We start from the raw sequence: 15,572 nt of genomic DNA on the forward strand, positions 1-15,572 counted from the left end.
TGGCCGGCTCAGGCCGCGTGTGCCATGGGGCGCAGCGGCAGGCACGAAGGGCCCAGCGGCTCGAAGGCCTTGTAGGTCAGGATGAACTCGCGGTGGCCCAGCCCTTCGGACTTGCTGGCCGCGCCGTTGGCCACGTCGCGCACCGCATCGAAGATCTCCTGCCCCACCTCCTGCAGCGTGCCGCGCCCTTCGAGGATGCGGCCGGCGTCCACATCCATGTCCTCGGCAAGGTGGCGGTAGGTGTCGGGGTTGGCGCAGACCTTGATGACCGGCGAGACCGCCGAGCCCACCACCGAGCCGCGTCCGGTGGTGAACAGGATGAGGTGCGCGCCGCAGGCGATCAGCTCGACGATCTCGGCGTTGTCGCTGATGTTCGGAAAGCCGAAGCGCGGCTCGCCATCGGGCACCACGTCGAGCAGGTACAGGCCGCCCTGCGGCGGCACGTCGCCCGGCTTCACGATGCCGTTGATCGGCGAGGCGCCGCTCTTGGCATAGGCGCCGAGCGATTTCTCCTCGATGGTCGAGAGGCCGCCGTCGGCATTGCCCGGCGCAAAGCTGCCGTGGCCCATGGTGCTGTAGTAGCGCGCGGCCTTGTTCACGCATTCGACGATCGCCTCGCCGAGTTCGGGCGTGGCGGCGCGCCGCTTCATGTGGAACTCGCAGCCGATCAGCTCGCCGGTTTCTTCGAAGATGCAGCGCGCATCTTGTGCGATGAGCAGGTCGAAGGCGCGGCCTACGGCCGGGTTGGCGGTGATGCCGCTGGTGCCATCGGAGCCGCCGCAGATGGTGCCGACGATGAGTTCGTTCATGGCCATCGGCACGCGCTCTTGCTGCGCGAGTTCGGCCAGCGCCCATTCGACCCATTCGGTGCCTTCGCGGATCGTGCTGCGGGTGCCGCCCTTCTGCTGGATCGTCAGCGTGTGCACCGGCCGGCCCGAGGCCTCGATGGCCTGTTCGAGCTTGCGCTTGTTCATGCTCTCGCAACCCAGCGAGATCAACAGCGCCGCGCCCACGTTGGGGTGCGTGGTGATCGCTTCCATCATGCGTTCGGCGTACGCATTGGGGTAGCAGCCGGGGAAGCCGACAAGGTGCACCTCGACGTCGCCCTGCTGCTGGCGGAAGTTCAGCGTGATCTCGCGCGCCACGTGGTGCGCGCATTCGACCAGGTAGGCCACGACCACCACGTTGCGGATGCCCTTGCGGCCGTCGGCGCGCGGGTAGCCGTGGAGTTGGAGCTGGTTCGTTGAGCGCATGGCGGGTCTTGTCGTCGCTTCAGGCATGGCCGACGAAGGTCTTGCCTTCGTCCAGCGTGTAGGTGGGGGTGTAGTCGCTGTCGAGGTTGTGCGTGTGGATGTGCTCGCCGGCCTCGACCGGCACGCGCAGGCTGCCGATGACGGCGCCGTACTTCAGCACCTTCTCGCCGGCGGCGATGGCGCGGCGCGCGAGCTTGTGGCCCAGGCCGATGTCGCGCGGCAGCGTGGCGCTGCCGCCTTCGAGCTGCACCACCGTGCCGGCGGCCAGGTGGGTGCAGGCGATCAGGCAGTTGTCTTCGGGCGACAGCAGCACGAGCCGGGCGTCGAGGGGTTGCGTGGCGCTCACCGTTCGATGCCTCAGAACTTGCGGTACTTCAGGTAGGCCTCTTGCGGGTCGGTGCCCGCGAGGATGGCGGTGCGCACGAGGTTCTCGCGGCCCATCATGTGTTCGGCCTCGGTGATGAGCGCGTCGGCCTGCGCGAGCGGGATGCAGATCACGCCGTCGGTGTCGGCCAGCAGCAGGTCGCCGGGGTTCACCGTGACGTCGCCGATGCGCACCGGCACGTCCATCGCGTCGGGCAGCCAGTAGCCGACCACGTCGCGCGGCGTGAAGTAGCGGTGCCAGACCTGGAAGCCCTGCGCGATGATGAATTCGGCATCGCGCACGCCGCCGTCGGCGATCACGCCCAGCACGCCCTTGCGTCCGAGCGTCTCGGCCGAGAGTTCGCCCATGTGCGAGACCGTCGAGTCGTTGGGCTGGATCACCGCGATGTGGCCCGGCTTGGCGCGCGACAAAAAGCCGGTCCAGGCCATCAGCGTTTCGTGCGGGTCGGCGGTGGGGTCGACGCGACCGCTCACCGTGAAGGCCGGGCCGCAGATCTTCTTGCCGGCGATCAGCGGGCGCAGCGTGGGCGGCAGCGTGAAGTCGCGCAGGCCCGCGGCGCGCATGACGTCGTGAAGGATGCCGGTGTAGCAGGCCTGCAACCGGGGCAGCAGCAAGTCAGTCGCGGTGGTCATGTTTTTGTTTTCTTAGATAAAACTTGATTTCAGCATTTAGGCTAACAGGGCAGGCCGGTTTTGACGCTGGGGTTTGCGCCTGTTTACGGGTAAATACCGATGAAAAAGGCGTGGTCTGGCATCTTTCAGGCGCTCCAAATCCGGAGGCCTTGACGTACATTTGATTTCATACATGAAATAGAAATTTCATCAGTACTCAAATCAAACCAAGGACACCGCAACATGAGCAACCGCGTTCAGGGCAAGAACATCCTCGTCACCGCCGCAGGCAAGGGCATCGGCCGCGCCAGCGCACTCGCACTGGCCCGTGAAGGCGCCGCCACCGTGTGGGCCACCGACGTGGACGAGGCCGCGCTGGCCGAACTCGCCGCACTGGCGCGCGAGGAAGGGCTGGCGGGCCTCAAGACCGCGTCGCTCAACGTGCGCGACAGCGCCGCGCTGCAGGCCTTCGCACAGACTGCCGGACGGCTGGACGTGCTCTTCAACTGCGCCGGCTTCGTGCACAGCGGCAACATCCTGGCCTGCGAGGAAGCCGACTGGGACTTCAGCATGGACCTCAACGTGAAGTCGATGTACCGCACCATCCGCGCCTTCCTGCCCGCAATGCTGGAACACGGCGGCTCGATCATCAACATGGCCTCGGCCGCGTCGAGCGTGAAGGGCGTGCCCAACCGCTTTGTCTACGGTGCGTCGAAGGCGGCGGTCATCGGGCTGACCAAGGCGGTGGCGGCGGACTTCATCCAGCAAGGCATCCGCTGCAACGCGATCTGCCCGGGCACCGTCGAATCGCCCTCGCTGCGCGACCGCATCGCCGCCCAGGCCGAGCAGGCCGGTGCCGACGAGGCCACGGTGCGTGCCGCGTTCGTCGCGCGCCAGCCGCTGGGCCGCGTCGGCCGGCCGGAAGAAATCGCCGCGCTGGTGGTGTACCTGGCGTCGGACGAGTCGGCCTTCACGACCGGCACCATCCACATGATCGACGGCGGCTGGTCGAACTGAGGCATTGATGCATGGCGGGCCGGCGTCGTCCGAAGCCGGTTTGCCGTGCGTGTACGCTTGACGCGCCATGAATCCAAAGATGCCGAGCAGCCTCACAGAGCCATCGATCGAAGCCCCGTCTTCCGAGCCGGAAGACGGGTTGGACGCCGGGCCGCGCTACTCGGCGCCGGCCCTTGAAAAGGGGCTGGACATCCTGGAGGTGCTGGCCGACAGCGTCACCGGCTGCACGCTCAACGAGCTGGCGCAGAAGGTCGGCCGCAAGGTCAGCGAGATCTTCCGCATGGCGGTGACGCTGCAGCGGCGCGGCTATGTGCAGGTCGACGAGAACGACCGCTACACGCTCACGCTGCGGATGTTCGAGCTGGCGCACCGCCAGCAGCCGCTCAAGAGCCTGGTGAGCGCGGCGCTGCCGCTGCTGCGCGAGCTGGCGAATCGCTCGCGCCAGTCGTGCCACCTGGCGATGTACCAGGGCGGGCGGGTGGTGGTGATTGCGCAGGTCGAGAGCCCGGAGCGCTGGTCGTTCGGGCTCAAGGTGGGCGTGATGATGGGGCTGACCGACACCTCGTCCGGCCACGTGCTGCTGGCCTTTCGCGACGAGATCGACCGCGCCCGCATGCTGGGCACGCACATCCGCGTCGAGGGCGAGCAGGACATGGACCCGGGCGAGCTTTTCGCGATCCTCAAGGACGTGCGTGAGCGTGGCCACGCGGCGATGCCGAGCCGGCAGATCCGGGGCATCACCAACATCGCCTTTCCGGTGATGGGGGTGGCCAACCACGTGCTCGCGGCGATCAACGTGCCGCACCTGGAGCGCATCGACCAGAAGGCCGGCCCCGACGTGGCGCAGGTGCGGGAGATTGCCGGCAGCATCGCGGCGCGCCTGTCGGCGCTGATGGGCGCCAGCGGCTACAACGACAACGAGTAGCGCGGCTGGCGCGACGGCGAGGGCGTGTCAGCCCGCGTCGGGAATGTCGTCGGCCGTGGGGTGTTCGTTCTTGTACGCCGCGATGTCGCGCACGTTCTTCTGCACCGCCACCGCGCCGAACAGGCTCAGCAGGAAGGCCATGCCGTAGAAGCCCTTTTCGCTGTTGGCCAGCGTGGCGTTGAACAGGCCGATGGCGAGCAGCGCCACCGAGAGCAGCAGGGAGATCCAGCACAGGCCGTAGTAGATGGCGGTGACCGAGGTGCCCTCGAGCTTGTCGCGCACGGTCTTTTGCAGCGACACGGCGGCGAAGAGGCCATACATCAGGACGGTGAAGTAGTAGCCCTTTTCGTTGAGCTGCATGGTGGCGTTCCACAGCCCGATCAGATAGACGATGGCGCCGACGAGAAGTGCGGCCCAGGATGCGGCGACGAACGCTCCGGTCGGTTTCTGGAATTTGACGGCCATGAAGTCCTCCTCGTGTTGGTAGGAGCGCGATTATGGTGTGGGCGCCGATGGCATGATCATTCGCGACCGGCCTCGCACGGGGCGGCCTCAAAAAAAACCGGAGGAGCTTTTCAATGTCATCTGAACCCGTCAGCGAGCCGTCCCTCGTTCGCACAGGCGCCAAGGCCGGCCTTGCCTTTGCAGGCTCGGTCATCAAGGGCGGCTTGCTCGGGCTTGTCCTGGGCGGCGGCGCTTTCATCTTTTATGTGAGCCAGCTGCAGGGGCCGGGCAATACGGCGGCGCGTGCCGGCGGGGTCGGCGCCATCCTGGCGTTGCTCACCTCGCCGTCGCTGCTGGTGGCCGTTCTGCTGCTCTTGTTCGTGGGCGTTTACGTGGCATTGGGCGTGGCCCACGGCCGCGCACGCGCCATGCAGCATCTGGTGGCGGCGCGGGGCGAAGCCGTGGCCCAGAAGCTGGGCGGTGCGATCGCGGGCCGCATCGAGGCCATGCCGCGCACCCACGGCACGCTGCAGCGCGCGGCCGATTGGCTGTCGGTCGACGCATTGAGCAAGCAGCTCGCGCCGGTGCTGGGCGAAGGCAAGGCGGTGCGGTCGGTGGTCGCTTTCGTGCTGAACCGGCTGCCGATGAGCGAGATGCTCGCCGAGTGGCAGGAAAGCCGCGCCGCGCACGGCGAGCCGGTGGCGGGCGAAGGCGCTGTCGCGCAAGACCCGGCGCTGCGTGCGCTGCTCGCGCGCCGCATCAACGAGACGCTGCAGGATCTGGCGGCGCCATCGCGCAAGCCGCTTTACATCGCGCTGGGCGCGCACGCGGCCCTGCTGGGCGTGGGCCTGTGGCTGGTGAACTGACCCGCGGGTGCTGAAGCCGGAAGGCCTGGCGGCGCCTCAGAGCGCCAGCATCAACTTCAGGTTTTGCACCGCGGCGCCGCTTGCGCCCTTGCCGAGGTTGTCCAGGCGCGCGATCACCACGGCATGGTGGTGGTCTTCATTCGGGAACACGCGAATCTCGAGCTGGTTGGTGTCGTTGAGCGCCAGCGCATCGAGCTTGCCGTCTTCGGTGGGCGGCAGCACCTTCACGAACTGTTCGGGCGTGTTGCTCTTGGCGTAGTGCGCGGCCAGCGCGTCCTGCAGGTCGCCGGCCTTCGGCTTGCCGGGCAGCAGGTCGAGGTGCAGCGGCAGCTGGACCAGCATGCCCTGCTTGAAATTGCCCACCGACGGAATGAAGACCGGCCGGCGGGTCAGGCCGGTGTACTTCATGATTTCGGGGATGTGCTTGTGCTTGAGGCCCAGCGCGTAGGTCTCGAAAAGCGGCGCGTCGTTCTTTTCGTAGGCCTCGATCATGGTCCGGCCGCCGCCCGAATAGCCGCTCACCGAGGGCAGCGAGATCGGGAAGTCGGCGGGCAGCAGGCCTGCGTCGACCAGCGGGCGCACCATGGCGATGGCGCCGGTGGCGTAGCAGCCGGGGTTGCCGACGCGGTCGGCCTGGGCCACGGCCTGCCAGTGGCCGGCCACCAACTCGGGGAAGCCGAACACCCAGCCGGGGGCGATGCGGTGCGCCGTGGAGGCGTCGATGATCTTGGGCTTCTTGCCGGGCAGCTGGTCGATCAGCGCGACCGACTCGCGGGCCGCGTCGTCGTGCAGGCACAGCACCACGAGATCGACGCCGGCCATCAGGTCGCGCTTGGCGTTCACGTCTTTTCGCAGCTCGGGCGCGATGCTCACGAGTTCGATCTGCGGCATCGTCTGGAGCCGTTCGCGAATCTGCAGGCCGGTGGTGCCGGCCTCGCCGTCGATGAAAACCTTGGCCATGATGGAGTGTGCCCCGGGGTAGCTAGAAGAAAGTACGTATTGCCCGCAACCCTACGTACAGTATTGGTGCGGCGCACCATGATACAGTCCGCGGTTGTTCGCCGCCCCCAGCCGTCAGGCTGCCGTCGCCCGCGAACAACAGAGCACAAACACTCTCACCCCCAAATCTCCCGTTCTCAACCTCCTCCTTCCGAGAGACATCCCTCATGAAGATTCACGAGTACCAAGGCAAGGAAATCCTTGCCAAGTTCGGCGTGCCGGTGCCGCGCGGCATCCCGGCCTATACGGTCCAGGAGGCGGTCGAGGCCGCCCAGAAACTTGGAGGCCCGGTCTGGGTCGTCAAGGCCCAGATCCACGCGGGTGGCCGCGGCAAGGGCGGCGGCGTCAAGGTCGCCAAGTCGATCGAAGACGTCAAGAAGCTGGCCGGCGAGATCCTCGGCATGCAGCTCAAGACCCACCAGACCGGCCCCGAAGGCCAGAAGGTGCGCCGCCTCTACATCGAAGATGGCGCCGACATCAACAAGGAATACTACGTTTCGGCCGTGACCGACCGCGCGACCCAGAAGGTCGCGTTCATCGCTTCGAGCGAAGGCGGCATGGACATCGAGGAAGTGGCCCACTCCTCGCCCGAGAAGATCATCACGGTGTTCGCAGACCCGCAAAAGGGCCTGACCGACGAACAGGCCAAGCAGATCGCCGACGGCATCGGCATGCCGGCCGATTCGACCGCGCAAACGGTCGACATCCTGAAGAAGCTCTACACCTGCTACATGGAGACGGACGCCTCGCTGGTCGAGATCAACCCGCTCAACCGTGACAGCAAGGGCAACGTCATGGCGCTGGACGCCAAGTTCAACTTCGACAGCAACGCGCTGTTCCGCCACCCCGAAATCGTGGCCCTGCGCGACCTCGACGAAGAAGACGCGGCCGAAGTCGAAGCCTCGAAGTTCGACCTGGCCTACATCTCGCTGGACGGCAACATCGGCTGCCTAGTGAACGGCGCCGGCCTGGCCATGGCCACCATGGACACCATCAAGCTGTTCGGCGGCGAGCCGGCCAACTTCCTGGACGTGGGCGGCGGTGCCACCCCCGAGAAGGTCACGGAAGCCTTCAAGATCATGCTGAAGAACAAGAACGTGGAAGCCATCCTCGTGAACATCTTCGGCGGCATCATGAAGTGCGACACCATCGCCACTGGCGTGATCGCGGCCTGCAAGGCCGTGAACCTGCAAGTGCCGCTGGTCGTTCGCATGAAGGGCACCAACGAAGTCGAAGGCAAGAAGCTGCTGGCCGATTCGGGCCTGCCGATCATCAGCGCCGACACCATGGCGGACGCGGCCCAGAAGGTCGTGGCAGCAGTCAAGAAGGCCTAAGGAACAAGTCATGTCGATCTACATCAACAAAGACACCAAAGTCATCACGCAAGGCATCACCGGCAAGACCGGTCAGTTCCACACCGAGAAGTGCCAGGAATACGCGAACGGCAAGAACGCCTTCGTGGCCGGCGTGAACCCGAAGAAGGCCGGCGAGTCGATCTTCAACATCCCGATCTTCGGCTCGGTCAAGGAAGCCGCTTCGCAAACCGGCGCCACCGTGTCGGTGATCTACGTGCCGCCGGCAGGCGCCGCGGCCGCCATCTGGGAAGCTGTCGAAGCCGACCTGGACCTGGCGATCTGCATCACCGAGGGCATCCCGGTTCGCGACATGCTCGAAGTGCGCAACAAGATGAAGGCCAAGGAAGCGGCCGGCGGCAAGAAGACCCTGCTGCTGGGCCCGAACTGCCCCGGCCTGATCACGCCCGACGAAATCAAGATCGGCATCATGCCCGGCCACATCCACCGCAAGGGCCGCATCGGCGTGGTCTCGCGCTCGGGCACGCTGACGTACGAAGCCGTGGCTCAACTGACGGAAATCGGCCTGGGCCAATCGTCGGCAGTCGGTATCGGCGGCGACCCGATCAACGGCCTGAAGCACATCGACGTGATGAAGGCCTTCAATGACGATCCCGAAACCGACGCCGTGATCATGATCGGCGAAATCGGCGGCCCCGACGAGGCTGATGCAGCCCGCTGGTGCAAGGACAACATGAAGAAGCCGGTCGTCGGTTTCATCGCCGGTGTCACCGCCCCTCCCGGCAAGCGCATGGGCCACGCCGGCGCGCTGATCTCGGGCGGTGCCGACACCGCCGAAGCCAAGCTCGCCATCATGGAAGAGTGCGGCTTCACCGTGACGCGCAACTTCTCGGAACTGGCCAAGCTGCTCAAGGCCAAGCTGTAAGAGACGGCTCCACGACACCGGCCGCAGAGCCGGGTCATGAGAGGACCACGCAGAAATAAAAAAGCGCCCGCACTGGATTGCGGGCGCTTTTTTCAATAAAACACAGTGGGATCAGAGACATGGAACTCCTTCAAAGCACAGACTTCTGGATCGGTCTTCTCAAGATCGTCTGGATCAACATCATCCTGTCGGGCGACAACGCCGTGGTCATTGCCATGGCCGCGCGCTCGCTGCCACCCGCGCAACAGAAAAAAGCCGTGCTCTTCGGCTCGGGCGCGGCCGTGGTGCTGCGCATCGTGCTCACGGTGGTGGCGGCCAAGCTGCTGGCGCTGCCTTACCTGCAGATCATCGGCGGCCTGTTGCTGCTGTGGATCGGCCTGCAGCTGCTGAGCGAGGACGATGATGGCGAAGGAGAAAGCAAGGAATACGGCAGCATGATGGCGGCCGTGCGCACCATCTTGCTGGCCGACCTCGTGATGAGCCTGGACAACGTGATCGCCGTCGCGGCCGCCGCGCAGGGCAGCATGGTGCTGCTGGTGCTGGGCCTGGCGATCAGCATTCCGCTGGTGATCTTCGGCAGCACGCTCATGATCAAGCTCATGGAACGCTTCCCGATCATCGTCATGCTGGGCGCCGCGCTGATCGGCTGGGTCGGCGGCGAGACCATCGTGAGCGACGTGGCGCTGCGCGACACGCTGGCGGCCAACCCCTGGTTGCACTACGCGGCGGCTGCCGCGGGTGCGGTGTTCGTCGTGGCCGCTGGCCGCCTGATGCAACGGCGCGCGCACGCCGCTGCACACTGAGTTTTAGCGAAGTCGGCGCTGGCAAACCATGGCGAGTGTCGGCGTCTCCCTCTTCTCGACCCGTCCCCCGCTGACCTGGGAGTTCGCCGCGCTGACCGACGTCGGCCGGCTGCGCGCCCACAACGAAGATGCGGTGCACGTCGATGCCGCGCTCGGGCTGGCGTTGCTGGCCGACGGCATGGGCGGCTACAAGGGCGGCGAGGTGGCAAGCGCCATGGCCGTCTCGCTGTTGCACGCCAGTTTCGGCCGCTGGTTTGCCCAGGCCGGAATGCAGGCGCCGGCCCGCGTGGTCCGGCGGGCGCTGCAGGCCGCCACGGACGAGGCCAACGGATCGATCCTGCATGCCGGCACCACCAACCCGGAGCTGCAGGGCATGGGAACGACGCTGGTGCTGGCCGCGTTCCGCCCGCAACGCGTGGTCGTCGGGCACATCGGCGATTCGCGCTGCTATCGCCTGCGCAACAACAAGCTGGAACTGCTCACGCGCGACCATTCATTGCGCCAGCAACAGCTCGACGCCGGCGCGATCACCGCCGAGGAAGCCCTCAATTCGCCAACCCGCAACCTGGTGACGCGGGCCGTCGGCGTGGAGCCCCAAGTCTTGCTGGAGATGCATGAGCACAGCGCAAGACCCGGCGACCTCTATATGCTTTGCTCCGACGGGTTGAGCGAGATGGTTTCGGATGGGCAGCTTTTCACGCTTTTAGAACACGATGTCGGGCTTCAGAAAAAAGCTTCACTTTTGGTTGCAATTGCAAACGACAATGGCGGCCGGGACAACATTTCGGTTGTTCTGGCAAGAGCGGGCGTTGCCGAAGTGCCCCGGGCGGCCAGGTAACAGGCCCCGACGGCTGCACGCCGTCCCGCTTGCCGTCGTTAAAGCTTTGCATTCGGGGAGTCGGCAATGCCGAAGATGATCATTTCGGTCGATGGCGTTGTCATCGGGCAAGTGGCACTCGCCAAGGACCGCACGACGCTGGGACGGCGTGCCTACAACGACATCGTGATCGACAATCTGGCGGTCAGCGGCGAACACGCCGTGCTGCACATGAGCGGTGGCGAAGTCGAAATTGAAGATCTCAACAGCACCAACGGCACCTACGTCAATGCGCTCGCCATCCAGAAGCAGGCGCTCAAGGACAACGATGTCATCGAGGTCGGGGGCTGCCGCATCCATTTCCGCGCGCGCAGCAACCTGGCCATGGGGCCGGGCTCGGTCCGCACGGCGTCCGGCGAATTCTCCGCATCCATGCCGCTCTCGTCCGCGCCCACGGAGTCGGGCGCGTTGGTCGAGCTTGGCATCCCGGTGCTGCGCGTGCTGTCCGGCGCGAACGAAGGGCAGGACGTCCCGCTGCAAAAAGTCGTCACCACCATCGGCAAGCCCGGCGTTGCCGTGGCCGTGGTCACGCGCCGCCGGCAAGGCTATGTGGCGGCCAGCGTCGTGGGCGGCGTCACGCTCAATGGCGTGCTGCTGGGCACCGACGCGGTCTCCCTGCAGGAGCTCGACGTGCTCGAGCTGGGCGACAAGTCGGGCGACAAGACGCGCATGCAGTTCGTGCGGGTCTGAGCGGTTCCTTTTTCCTGATCGCAACGGCGGCCTTCGCCGTCCGGGTGGCGCGCCATGATGAGCGCGCTGCGGCGGCATTGGCCGCGCATTGCCATCACGCTGCTGCCGGTGCTGCTGGCGCTGGCACATGCCACCGACCTGTGGCCGCAGAGCGCATTCGAGCGCCTTGACCGACTGATCTACGACATCCGGCTGCGTGCCACCATGCCGGGCACGCTCGACACGCGCGTCGTGATCGTCGACGTGGACGACGTCAGTCTGTCGCGCGAAGGCCAATGGCCCTGGCCGCGCGACAAGCTCGCCCGCCTGACCACGGAGCTGCTGGCGCGCCAGCAAGTGGCGGTGCTCGGCTTCGACGTCATGTTCCTCGAAGCCGACCGAAGCGCCGGCCTCGACAGGCTGCGCCAGATCGCCGCCGGGCCGCTGCGCAACATGCCGGGCCTTGCCTCCGAGATCGAACGCCTCGCGCCCACGCTGGACCACGACGCCACCTTTGCCGAGGCCCTGCACGGCCAGCGGGTTGCGCTCGGTTATTACTTCACGAGAACAACGAGCCCCAGTGCCAAAGGGCAGTTGCCCGCTGCACCGCTCCTGTCTCCCGACGCCTTTCCCGCGGGCGAGGTCTACGGCACGAGCTGGAACGGCTTCGGCGCCAGCCTGCCGGAATTGGCAAAGGCCGCGCCTGCCGCAGGCTTCCTGAACACGCTGGTCGGCGTCGATGGCGACGGTGTCATTCGTAGCGTGCCGCTGATCGCGCGCTACGAAGGCGGGCAGGCACAGCCCGGCTATTACGAGTCGCTGGCGCTTGCGGTCTACCGGTTGGCGAACGGCTCGCCGCCGGTGCGCCCGGCCTTCGCATCTGGCGGAGGGGCGTTGCGGCTCGAATCGCTGCGCCTTGGCCCCCTGCGCATTCCGGTCGATCAGTCGGCCAGCATGCAGGTGCCGTTTCGCGGTCCGGGCGGTGCGGGCGCGGGGTCGTTCCGCTATGTCGCGGCCGCCGACGTGCTCGAAGGCCGCCTCGCGCCGGACGAACTGAAAGACAAGATCGTGCTCGTGGGCGCCACGGCACCCGGCCTGCAGGACCTGCGCGCCACGCCCGTGGGCGCGGCGTTTCCGGGGGTCGAGGTGCATGCCAGCATCGTGTCGGGCCTGCTCGACCACCGCTTGCTCGCGGTGCCCGACTACGCGCCCGGCTACGAGGTGCTGACGATCCTGGTCGCGGGCCTTGTGCTGGCGTTCGGGCTGTCGCTGCTGTCGGCATCGCGCGCCGTGTTGCTCGCGGCAGGCACGGGCGCCGCGCTGATCGGCATCAACGTCTGGCTCTATGTGGGCGAGAACCTCGTGCTGCCGCTGGCCTCGGCGCTCGCCACGACGGCGCTCGCCTTCGTGCTCAACATGAGCTGGGGCTACTTCGTCGAGTCGCGCGCGCGACGCGGCCTGGTTCGGCTCTTCGGCACCTACGTGCCGCCGCAACTCGTTAACGAAATGCTCGTGCACCCCGACCGCTACAGCATGCGCGCCGAGAGCAAGCCGATGACCGTGATGTTCTGCGACATGCGCGACTTCACCCGCCTGTCGGAGCAGATGGCGCCGGCCGAGCTGCAAGCTTTCCTGAATACCGTCTTCAGCCGGCTCACCGACGTGATCAGTGCGCACCGCGGCACCGTCGACAAATACATGGGCGATTGCGTCATGGCCTTCTGGGGCGCGCCGATCGACACGCCCGACCACGCGGCGCTTGCCGTGCGCGCGGCGCTCGACATGGCCGATGCGCTGCGCGACATCAACAGCATGCACCGGGCCAGCGGGCGGCCGGAGATCAGCGTGGGCATCGGCATCAACAGCGGCGTGATGAGCGTCGGCGACATGGGGTCGACCGCACGCCGTAGCTATACCGTCGTCGGTGACGCGGTCAACCTCGCGTCGCGCCTCGAAGGACTGAGCGGGCACTACGGCGTCGAGATCGTGACCAGCGGCGCGACCCGCGAGTCGGCGCCCGACTTCATCTGGCAAGAACTCGACAGCGTGCGCGTCAAGGGAAAAGCGCAGATCGTTTCTGTTTTTACGCCTCTGGGCATACGCACGGCTGGTGCGGTGCAGCAGACGCAACAGCAGCTCGAACACTGGGCTGGTGTGCTCGCGGCCTACCGCCGGCAGGACTGGGCGGTGGGCCGAAACTTGCTGGCTCCCCTGCTCGCTGCCGATGCCAAAAAAGTCCTTTACCAGCTCTACGCCCAGCGATTAGCCTCGATGGCGTTGCGCCCGCAAGACCCGAACTGGGACGGCGCAACCCGGTTCGAAACCAAATGACGACAGACACATACAAGGGGTCTCTCACAATGCAGGTTCGTGTGCTGGGTTGCTCGGGCGCCATCGCCAAAGACTGCCGCACCACCTCGTTTCTGGTCGACACGGATCTGCTCGTGGATGCGGGCACCGGTGTCGGAGACCTCACGCTCGACGAAATGGCCAGCATCGACGACGTCGTGCTGACCCACAGCCATCTCGACCACATCGCCGCGCTCCCCCTGATGCTCGATGCCGTGGGGAGCCGCCGCACACAGCCGTTACGGGTGCATGCGCTGCGCGCCACCATCGAGGCGCTGCGCGCGCATGTGTTCAACAACGTCATCTGGCCCGACTTCGAGAGCATTCCGAGCCCTGAAGCGCCCTTCGTGAGCTTTCACGACATTGCCGTGGGGCAGATGCTGCAGTTGGGCAGCAGTGCGCCCAAGCTGATCGAGGTGCTGCCAGCCGTGCACACCGTGCCGGCCTGTGGTTTTGCTGTGCGAAGGGCTTCAGGCGGGGCGCATTGGGTCTTCAGCGGCGACACCGAGCGCAACGCGCCGTTCTGGGATCGCGTCAATGCAATCGAGGTGGCCATGCTCGTGATCGAGACCGCCTTCAGCAGCCGCGAACAGGCGCTGGCCGAGCGCAGCCTGCATCTGTCGCCCGCCGTGCTGGCGGACGAGCTGACGCACATCGATCCGGGGAAGCAATACCCGATCTACATCACCCACACCAAGCCGGCGGAAACCGACGAAATCATGAGCCAGATCGGCGCGCTGGCCGACCATCAGGTGGCGGGTTTGGCGCAGCGGGATATACGCTGGCTGAAGGCGGATGGGATACTGACTTTCTGACGGCTCGCGACGCGGTGGCATGACAAATTTGTCACTGGTTGTAGCATCTTGACGCAAATTGTGTCACTTGGTGTAACGCCAAGGTGGGCAAAGGTGACGGGTTTGGGCGGTGTTGGGCCCCGGGAGTGGGTGGCACGGATGCTGCGGAAGGTACTGCGCTCCGGGCTGGTTCCCGGGCTCTACAAACCAACCTGGAGTTATTGAATGAACCGTCGTTCTATCGCACGCAATGTGCAAAAGGGTTTCACCCTTATTGAATTGATGATCGTTGTGGCGATCATTGGTATTTTGGCTGCTATTGCGATTCCTCAATACCAGACCTACGTTGCCAAGTCGCAGTTGACGCGCGTCATCGGAGAAACAGGTGCACTGAAGACGTCGGTTGAAACCTGTATTTTGGACGGAAAGCTCACCGTCGGGGATCCAGCCAAGACTGCTGGTGCCTGTGATCCACAAGCAACCGCATCAAATCTGATCAACGGTGCTTTGCAAGGTGCTGGTACCGCCTTGGTGACTGGTACTGGCGTGCCTACGGTTCTGGCAACGCTTACCGGCAAGGGGGATGACACCATTACCTCCACACTGGATTACAGCGCTGCCGCTGTTTTGAAGGGCAAGAAGGTTCAATGGACCCGTGACGGAAACGGCAGCTGGTCTTGCCTCACAGATGCGGATGCGAAGTACGCTCCGCCTGCATGCCCGAATGGCACCATTAAGTAATCCAATAGTTTGGAATTTAAAAAACCGCCTTCGGGCGGTTTTTTTATCTACAAAGGCATGAGCATGCGCCGCACAAATCTGGAAAACCGAGGCTTCACATTGATTGAGTTGATGGTTGTCGTCGCAATAGTTGGCGTGTTGGCTGCGATCGCGATCCCTCAGTATCAAACCTATGTTTTTAAGTCACAGGTTCAACGCGTAATAGGTGAATCAGGAGCTATCAAGGCAGCGGTTGAGCTCTGCCTGCTAGTTGGAAAATTTGATGTCGGAAATCCAGCGACCGCGGGCAACTGTGATCCTCAAGCGACTGGCTCCAATTTACAGGCGACTGCAGGTAATGCTGCTCCGACGATTGCCGCGACTTGGTCGGCACCTGGGACTGGGGTGCCGCAAGTCTCCTTGTCCGCCACCACCGCTTCCAAGATCGTGGCAACCTTCGGAAATTTGGCCGGAGCCCCACTGCAAGGCGCAACTGCGGGAACCATCACATGGGAACGCGACCTGAACGGAACTTGGAGTTGCAAGGCTGCCAATGTAGAGCCCAAGTATGTCTCCACCGCGTGCCCGCTGTAGCCGGTGGTTGCATGGCGTGAAGCACTCG

At 65.3% G+C, this 15,572-nt stretch carries 17 protein-coding genes; 12 read left to right on the top strand and 5 right to left on the bottom strand.

Annotated elements, in window-relative coordinates; genetic code table 11:
* Window positions 1-8: 8 nt before the first annotated feature.
* Genes BLQ28_RS18830 through BLQ28_RS18840 form a run of 3 tightly spaced genes read right to left on the bottom strand, consistent with a single transcriptional unit; the run spans window position 9 to window position 2,270 of the window.
* On the bottom strand, window positions 9-1,253 hold the full coding sequence (locus BLQ28_RS18830; RefSeq protein ID WP_093242572.1) for a UxaA family hydrolase: 1,245 nt from the start codon (window positions 1,251-1,253) through the stop codon (window positions 9-11).
* A 19-nt stretch (window positions 1,254-1,272) separates the two neighbouring features.
* A complete protein-coding gene (locus BLQ28_RS18835; protein WP_256327362.1) occupies window positions 1,273-1,599 on the bottom strand; it encodes a UxaA family hydrolase in 327 nt (108 codons plus the stop codon).
* An 11-nt stretch (window positions 1,600-1,610) separates the two neighbouring features.
* Window positions 1,611-2,270, bottom strand: coding sequence for an RraA family protein (locus tag BLQ28_RS18840; RefSeq protein WP_093242574.1), 660 nt, complete (start codon window positions 2,268-2,270; stop codon window positions 1,611-1,613).
* A 222-nt stretch (window positions 2,271-2,492) separates the two neighbouring features.
* Here BLQ28_RS18840 and BLQ28_RS18845 point away from each other — a divergent pair, with 222 nt between their 5' ends.
* Window positions 2,493-3,266, top strand: coding sequence for an SDR family oxidoreductase (locus tag BLQ28_RS18845; protein WP_093242576.1), 774 nt, complete (start codon window positions 2,493-2,495; stop codon window positions 3,264-3,266).
* 79 nt (window positions 3,267-3,345) lie between these two features.
* Window positions 3,346-4,191: an IclR family transcriptional regulator gene (locus tag BLQ28_RS18850; protein WP_093242578.1), complete on the top strand. Its 846-nt coding sequence runs from the start codon at window positions 3,346-3,348 to the stop codon at window positions 4,189-4,191.
* Between the two features lie 27 nt (window positions 4,192-4,218).
* Here BLQ28_RS18850 and yiaA read toward each other — a convergent pair whose 3' ends face one another.
* Complete coding sequence (gene yiaA / locus BLQ28_RS18855; protein WP_093242580.1) at window positions 4,219-4,656, bottom strand: inner membrane protein YiaA; 438 nt, start codon at window positions 4,654-4,656, stop codon at window positions 4,219-4,221.
* Window positions 4,657-4,769: 113 nt separating this feature from the next.
* On the opposite strand from yiaA, the gene BLQ28_RS18860 reads away from it, so the two are divergent.
* Window positions 4,770-5,501 carry a hypothetical protein gene (locus BLQ28_RS18860; RefSeq protein ID WP_093242582.1) on the top strand — a complete coding sequence of 244 codons (732 nt, stop codon included), beginning with the start codon at window positions 4,770-4,772 and terminating at the stop codon, window positions 5,499-5,501.
* Between the two features lie 36 nt (window positions 5,502-5,537).
* On the opposite strand, the gene argC is transcribed toward BLQ28_RS18860, so the two are convergent.
* Window positions 5,538-6,461: an N-acetyl-gamma-glutamyl-phosphate reductase gene (gene argC, locus BLQ28_RS18865; RefSeq protein ID WP_093242584.1), complete on the bottom strand. Its 924-nt coding sequence runs from the start codon at window positions 6,459-6,461 to the stop codon at window positions 5,538-5,540.
* Between the two features lie 206 nt (window positions 6,462-6,667).
* On the opposite strand from argC, the gene sucC reads away from it, so the two are divergent.
* The 9 genes from sucC to BLQ28_RS18910 all read left to right on the top strand — a co-directional run bounded on the left by sucC (window position 6,668) and on the right by BLQ28_RS18910 (window position 15,544).
* A complete protein-coding gene (gene sucC, locus BLQ28_RS18870) occupies window positions 6,668-7,834 on the top strand; it encodes an ADP-forming succinate--CoA ligase subunit beta (protein ID WP_093242586.1) in 1,167 nt (388 codons plus the stop codon).
* Window positions 7,835-7,844: 10 nt separating this feature from the next.
* A complete protein-coding gene (gene sucD, locus BLQ28_RS18875; protein ID WP_093242588.1) occupies window positions 7,845-8,738 on the top strand; it encodes a succinate--CoA ligase subunit alpha in 894 nt (297 codons plus the stop codon).
* A gap of 119 nt (window positions 8,739-8,857) precedes the next feature.
* Entirely contained in the window at window positions 8,858-9,541 is a 684-nt protein-coding gene (locus BLQ28_RS18880) for a TerC family protein (protein WP_093242590.1), read from the top strand.
* A gap of 28 nt (window positions 9,542-9,569) precedes the next feature.
* Window positions 9,570-10,379, top strand: a complete 810-nt coding sequence (locus BLQ28_RS18885; RefSeq protein WP_093242592.1) for a Stp1/IreP family PP2C-type Ser/Thr phosphatase — start codon at window positions 9,570-9,572, stop codon at window positions 10,377-10,379.
* 66 nt (window positions 10,380-10,445) lie between these two features.
* On the top strand, window positions 10,446-11,108 hold the full coding sequence (locus BLQ28_RS18890) for an FHA domain-containing protein (RefSeq protein ID WP_093242594.1): 663 nt from the start codon (window positions 10,446-10,448) through the stop codon (window positions 11,106-11,108).
* A 57-nt stretch (window positions 11,109-11,165) separates the two neighbouring features.
* Complete coding sequence (locus tag BLQ28_RS18895) at window positions 11,166-13,418, top strand: CHASE2 domain-containing protein (protein WP_093243429.1); 2,253 nt, start codon at window positions 11,166-11,168, stop codon at window positions 13,416-13,418.
* Between the two features lie 29 nt (window positions 13,419-13,447).
* A complete protein-coding gene (locus BLQ28_RS18900) occupies window positions 13,448-14,251 on the top strand; it encodes a 3',5'-cyclic-nucleotide phosphodiesterase (protein ID WP_093242596.1) in 804 nt (267 codons plus the stop codon).
* A gap of 204 nt (window positions 14,252-14,455) precedes the next feature.
* Window positions 14,456-14,971: a pilin gene (locus BLQ28_RS18905; RefSeq protein ID WP_093242598.1), complete on the top strand. Its 516-nt coding sequence runs from the start codon at window positions 14,456-14,458 to the stop codon at window positions 14,969-14,971.
* A 57-nt stretch (window positions 14,972-15,028) separates the two neighbouring features.
* Window positions 15,029-15,544 (top strand): pilin, encoded by a 516-nt coding sequence (locus BLQ28_RS18910; protein WP_305367553.1) that lies wholly within the window; start codon window positions 15,029-15,031, stop codon window positions 15,542-15,544.
* Window positions 15,545-15,572 lie beyond the last annotated feature (28 nt).

This window comes from Variovorax sp. EL159 (assembly GCF_900100965.1).
Taxonomy (GTDB): domain Bacteria; phylum Pseudomonadota; class Gammaproteobacteria; order Burkholderiales; family Burkholderiaceae_C; genus Variovorax.

What these genes read in the sequence shown, in the direction of transcription:
- sucD (WP_093242588.1), top strand. Translation starts at nt 7,845, where the DNA reads ATGTCGATCTACATCAACAAAGACACCAAAGTCATCACGCAAGGCATC.
- argC (WP_093242584.1), bottom strand. Translation starts at nt 6,461, where the DNA reads ATGGCCAAGGTTTTCATCGACGGCGAGGCCGGCACCACCGGCCTGCAG.
- BLQ28_RS18895 (WP_093243429.1), top strand. Translation starts at nt 11,166, where the DNA reads ATGAGCGCGCTGCGGCGGCATTGGCCGCGCATTGCCATCACGCTGCTG.
- yiaA (WP_093242580.1), bottom strand. Translation starts at nt 4,656, where the DNA reads ATGGCCGTCAAATTCCAGAAACCGACCGGAGCGTTCGTCGCCGCATCC.
- BLQ28_RS18830 (WP_093242572.1), bottom strand. Translation starts at nt 1,253, where the DNA reads ATGCGCTCAACGAACCAGCTCCAACTCCACGGCTACCCGCGCGCCGAC.
- BLQ28_RS18890 (WP_093242594.1), top strand. Translation starts at nt 10,446, where the DNA reads ATGCCGAAGATGATCATTTCGGTCGATGGCGTTGTCATCGGGCAAGTG.
- BLQ28_RS18910 (WP_305367553.1), top strand. Translation starts at nt 15,029, where the DNA reads ATGAGCATGCGCCGCACAAATCTGGAAAACCGAGGCTTCACATTGATT.
- BLQ28_RS18900 (WP_093242596.1), top strand. Translation starts at nt 13,448, where the DNA reads ATGCAGGTTCGTGTGCTGGGTTGCTCGGGCGCCATCGCCAAAGACTGC.
- BLQ28_RS18840 (WP_093242574.1), bottom strand. Translation starts at nt 2,270, where the DNA reads ATGACCACCGCGACTGACTTGCTGCTGCCCCGGTTGCAGGCCTGCTAC.
- BLQ28_RS18860 (WP_093242582.1), top strand. Translation starts at nt 4,770, where the DNA reads ATGTCATCTGAACCCGTCAGCGAGCCGTCCCTCGTTCGCACAGGCGCC.
- sucC (WP_093242586.1), top strand. Translation starts at nt 6,668, where the DNA reads ATGAAGATTCACGAGTACCAAGGCAAGGAAATCCTTGCCAAGTTCGGC.
- BLQ28_RS18885 (WP_093242592.1), top strand. Translation starts at nt 9,570, where the DNA reads ATGGCGAGTGTCGGCGTCTCCCTCTTCTCGACCCGTCCCCCGCTGACC.
- BLQ28_RS18905 (WP_093242598.1), top strand. Translation starts at nt 14,456, where the DNA reads ATGAACCGTCGTTCTATCGCACGCAATGTGCAAAAGGGTTTCACCCTT.
- BLQ28_RS18880 (WP_093242590.1), top strand. Translation starts at nt 8,858, where the DNA reads ATGGAACTCCTTCAAAGCACAGACTTCTGGATCGGTCTTCTCAAGATC.
- BLQ28_RS18845 (WP_093242576.1), top strand. Translation starts at nt 2,493, where the DNA reads ATGAGCAACCGCGTTCAGGGCAAGAACATCCTCGTCACCGCCGCAGGC.
- BLQ28_RS18850 (WP_093242578.1), top strand. Translation starts at nt 3,346, where the DNA reads ATGCCGAGCAGCCTCACAGAGCCATCGATCGAAGCCCCGTCTTCCGAG.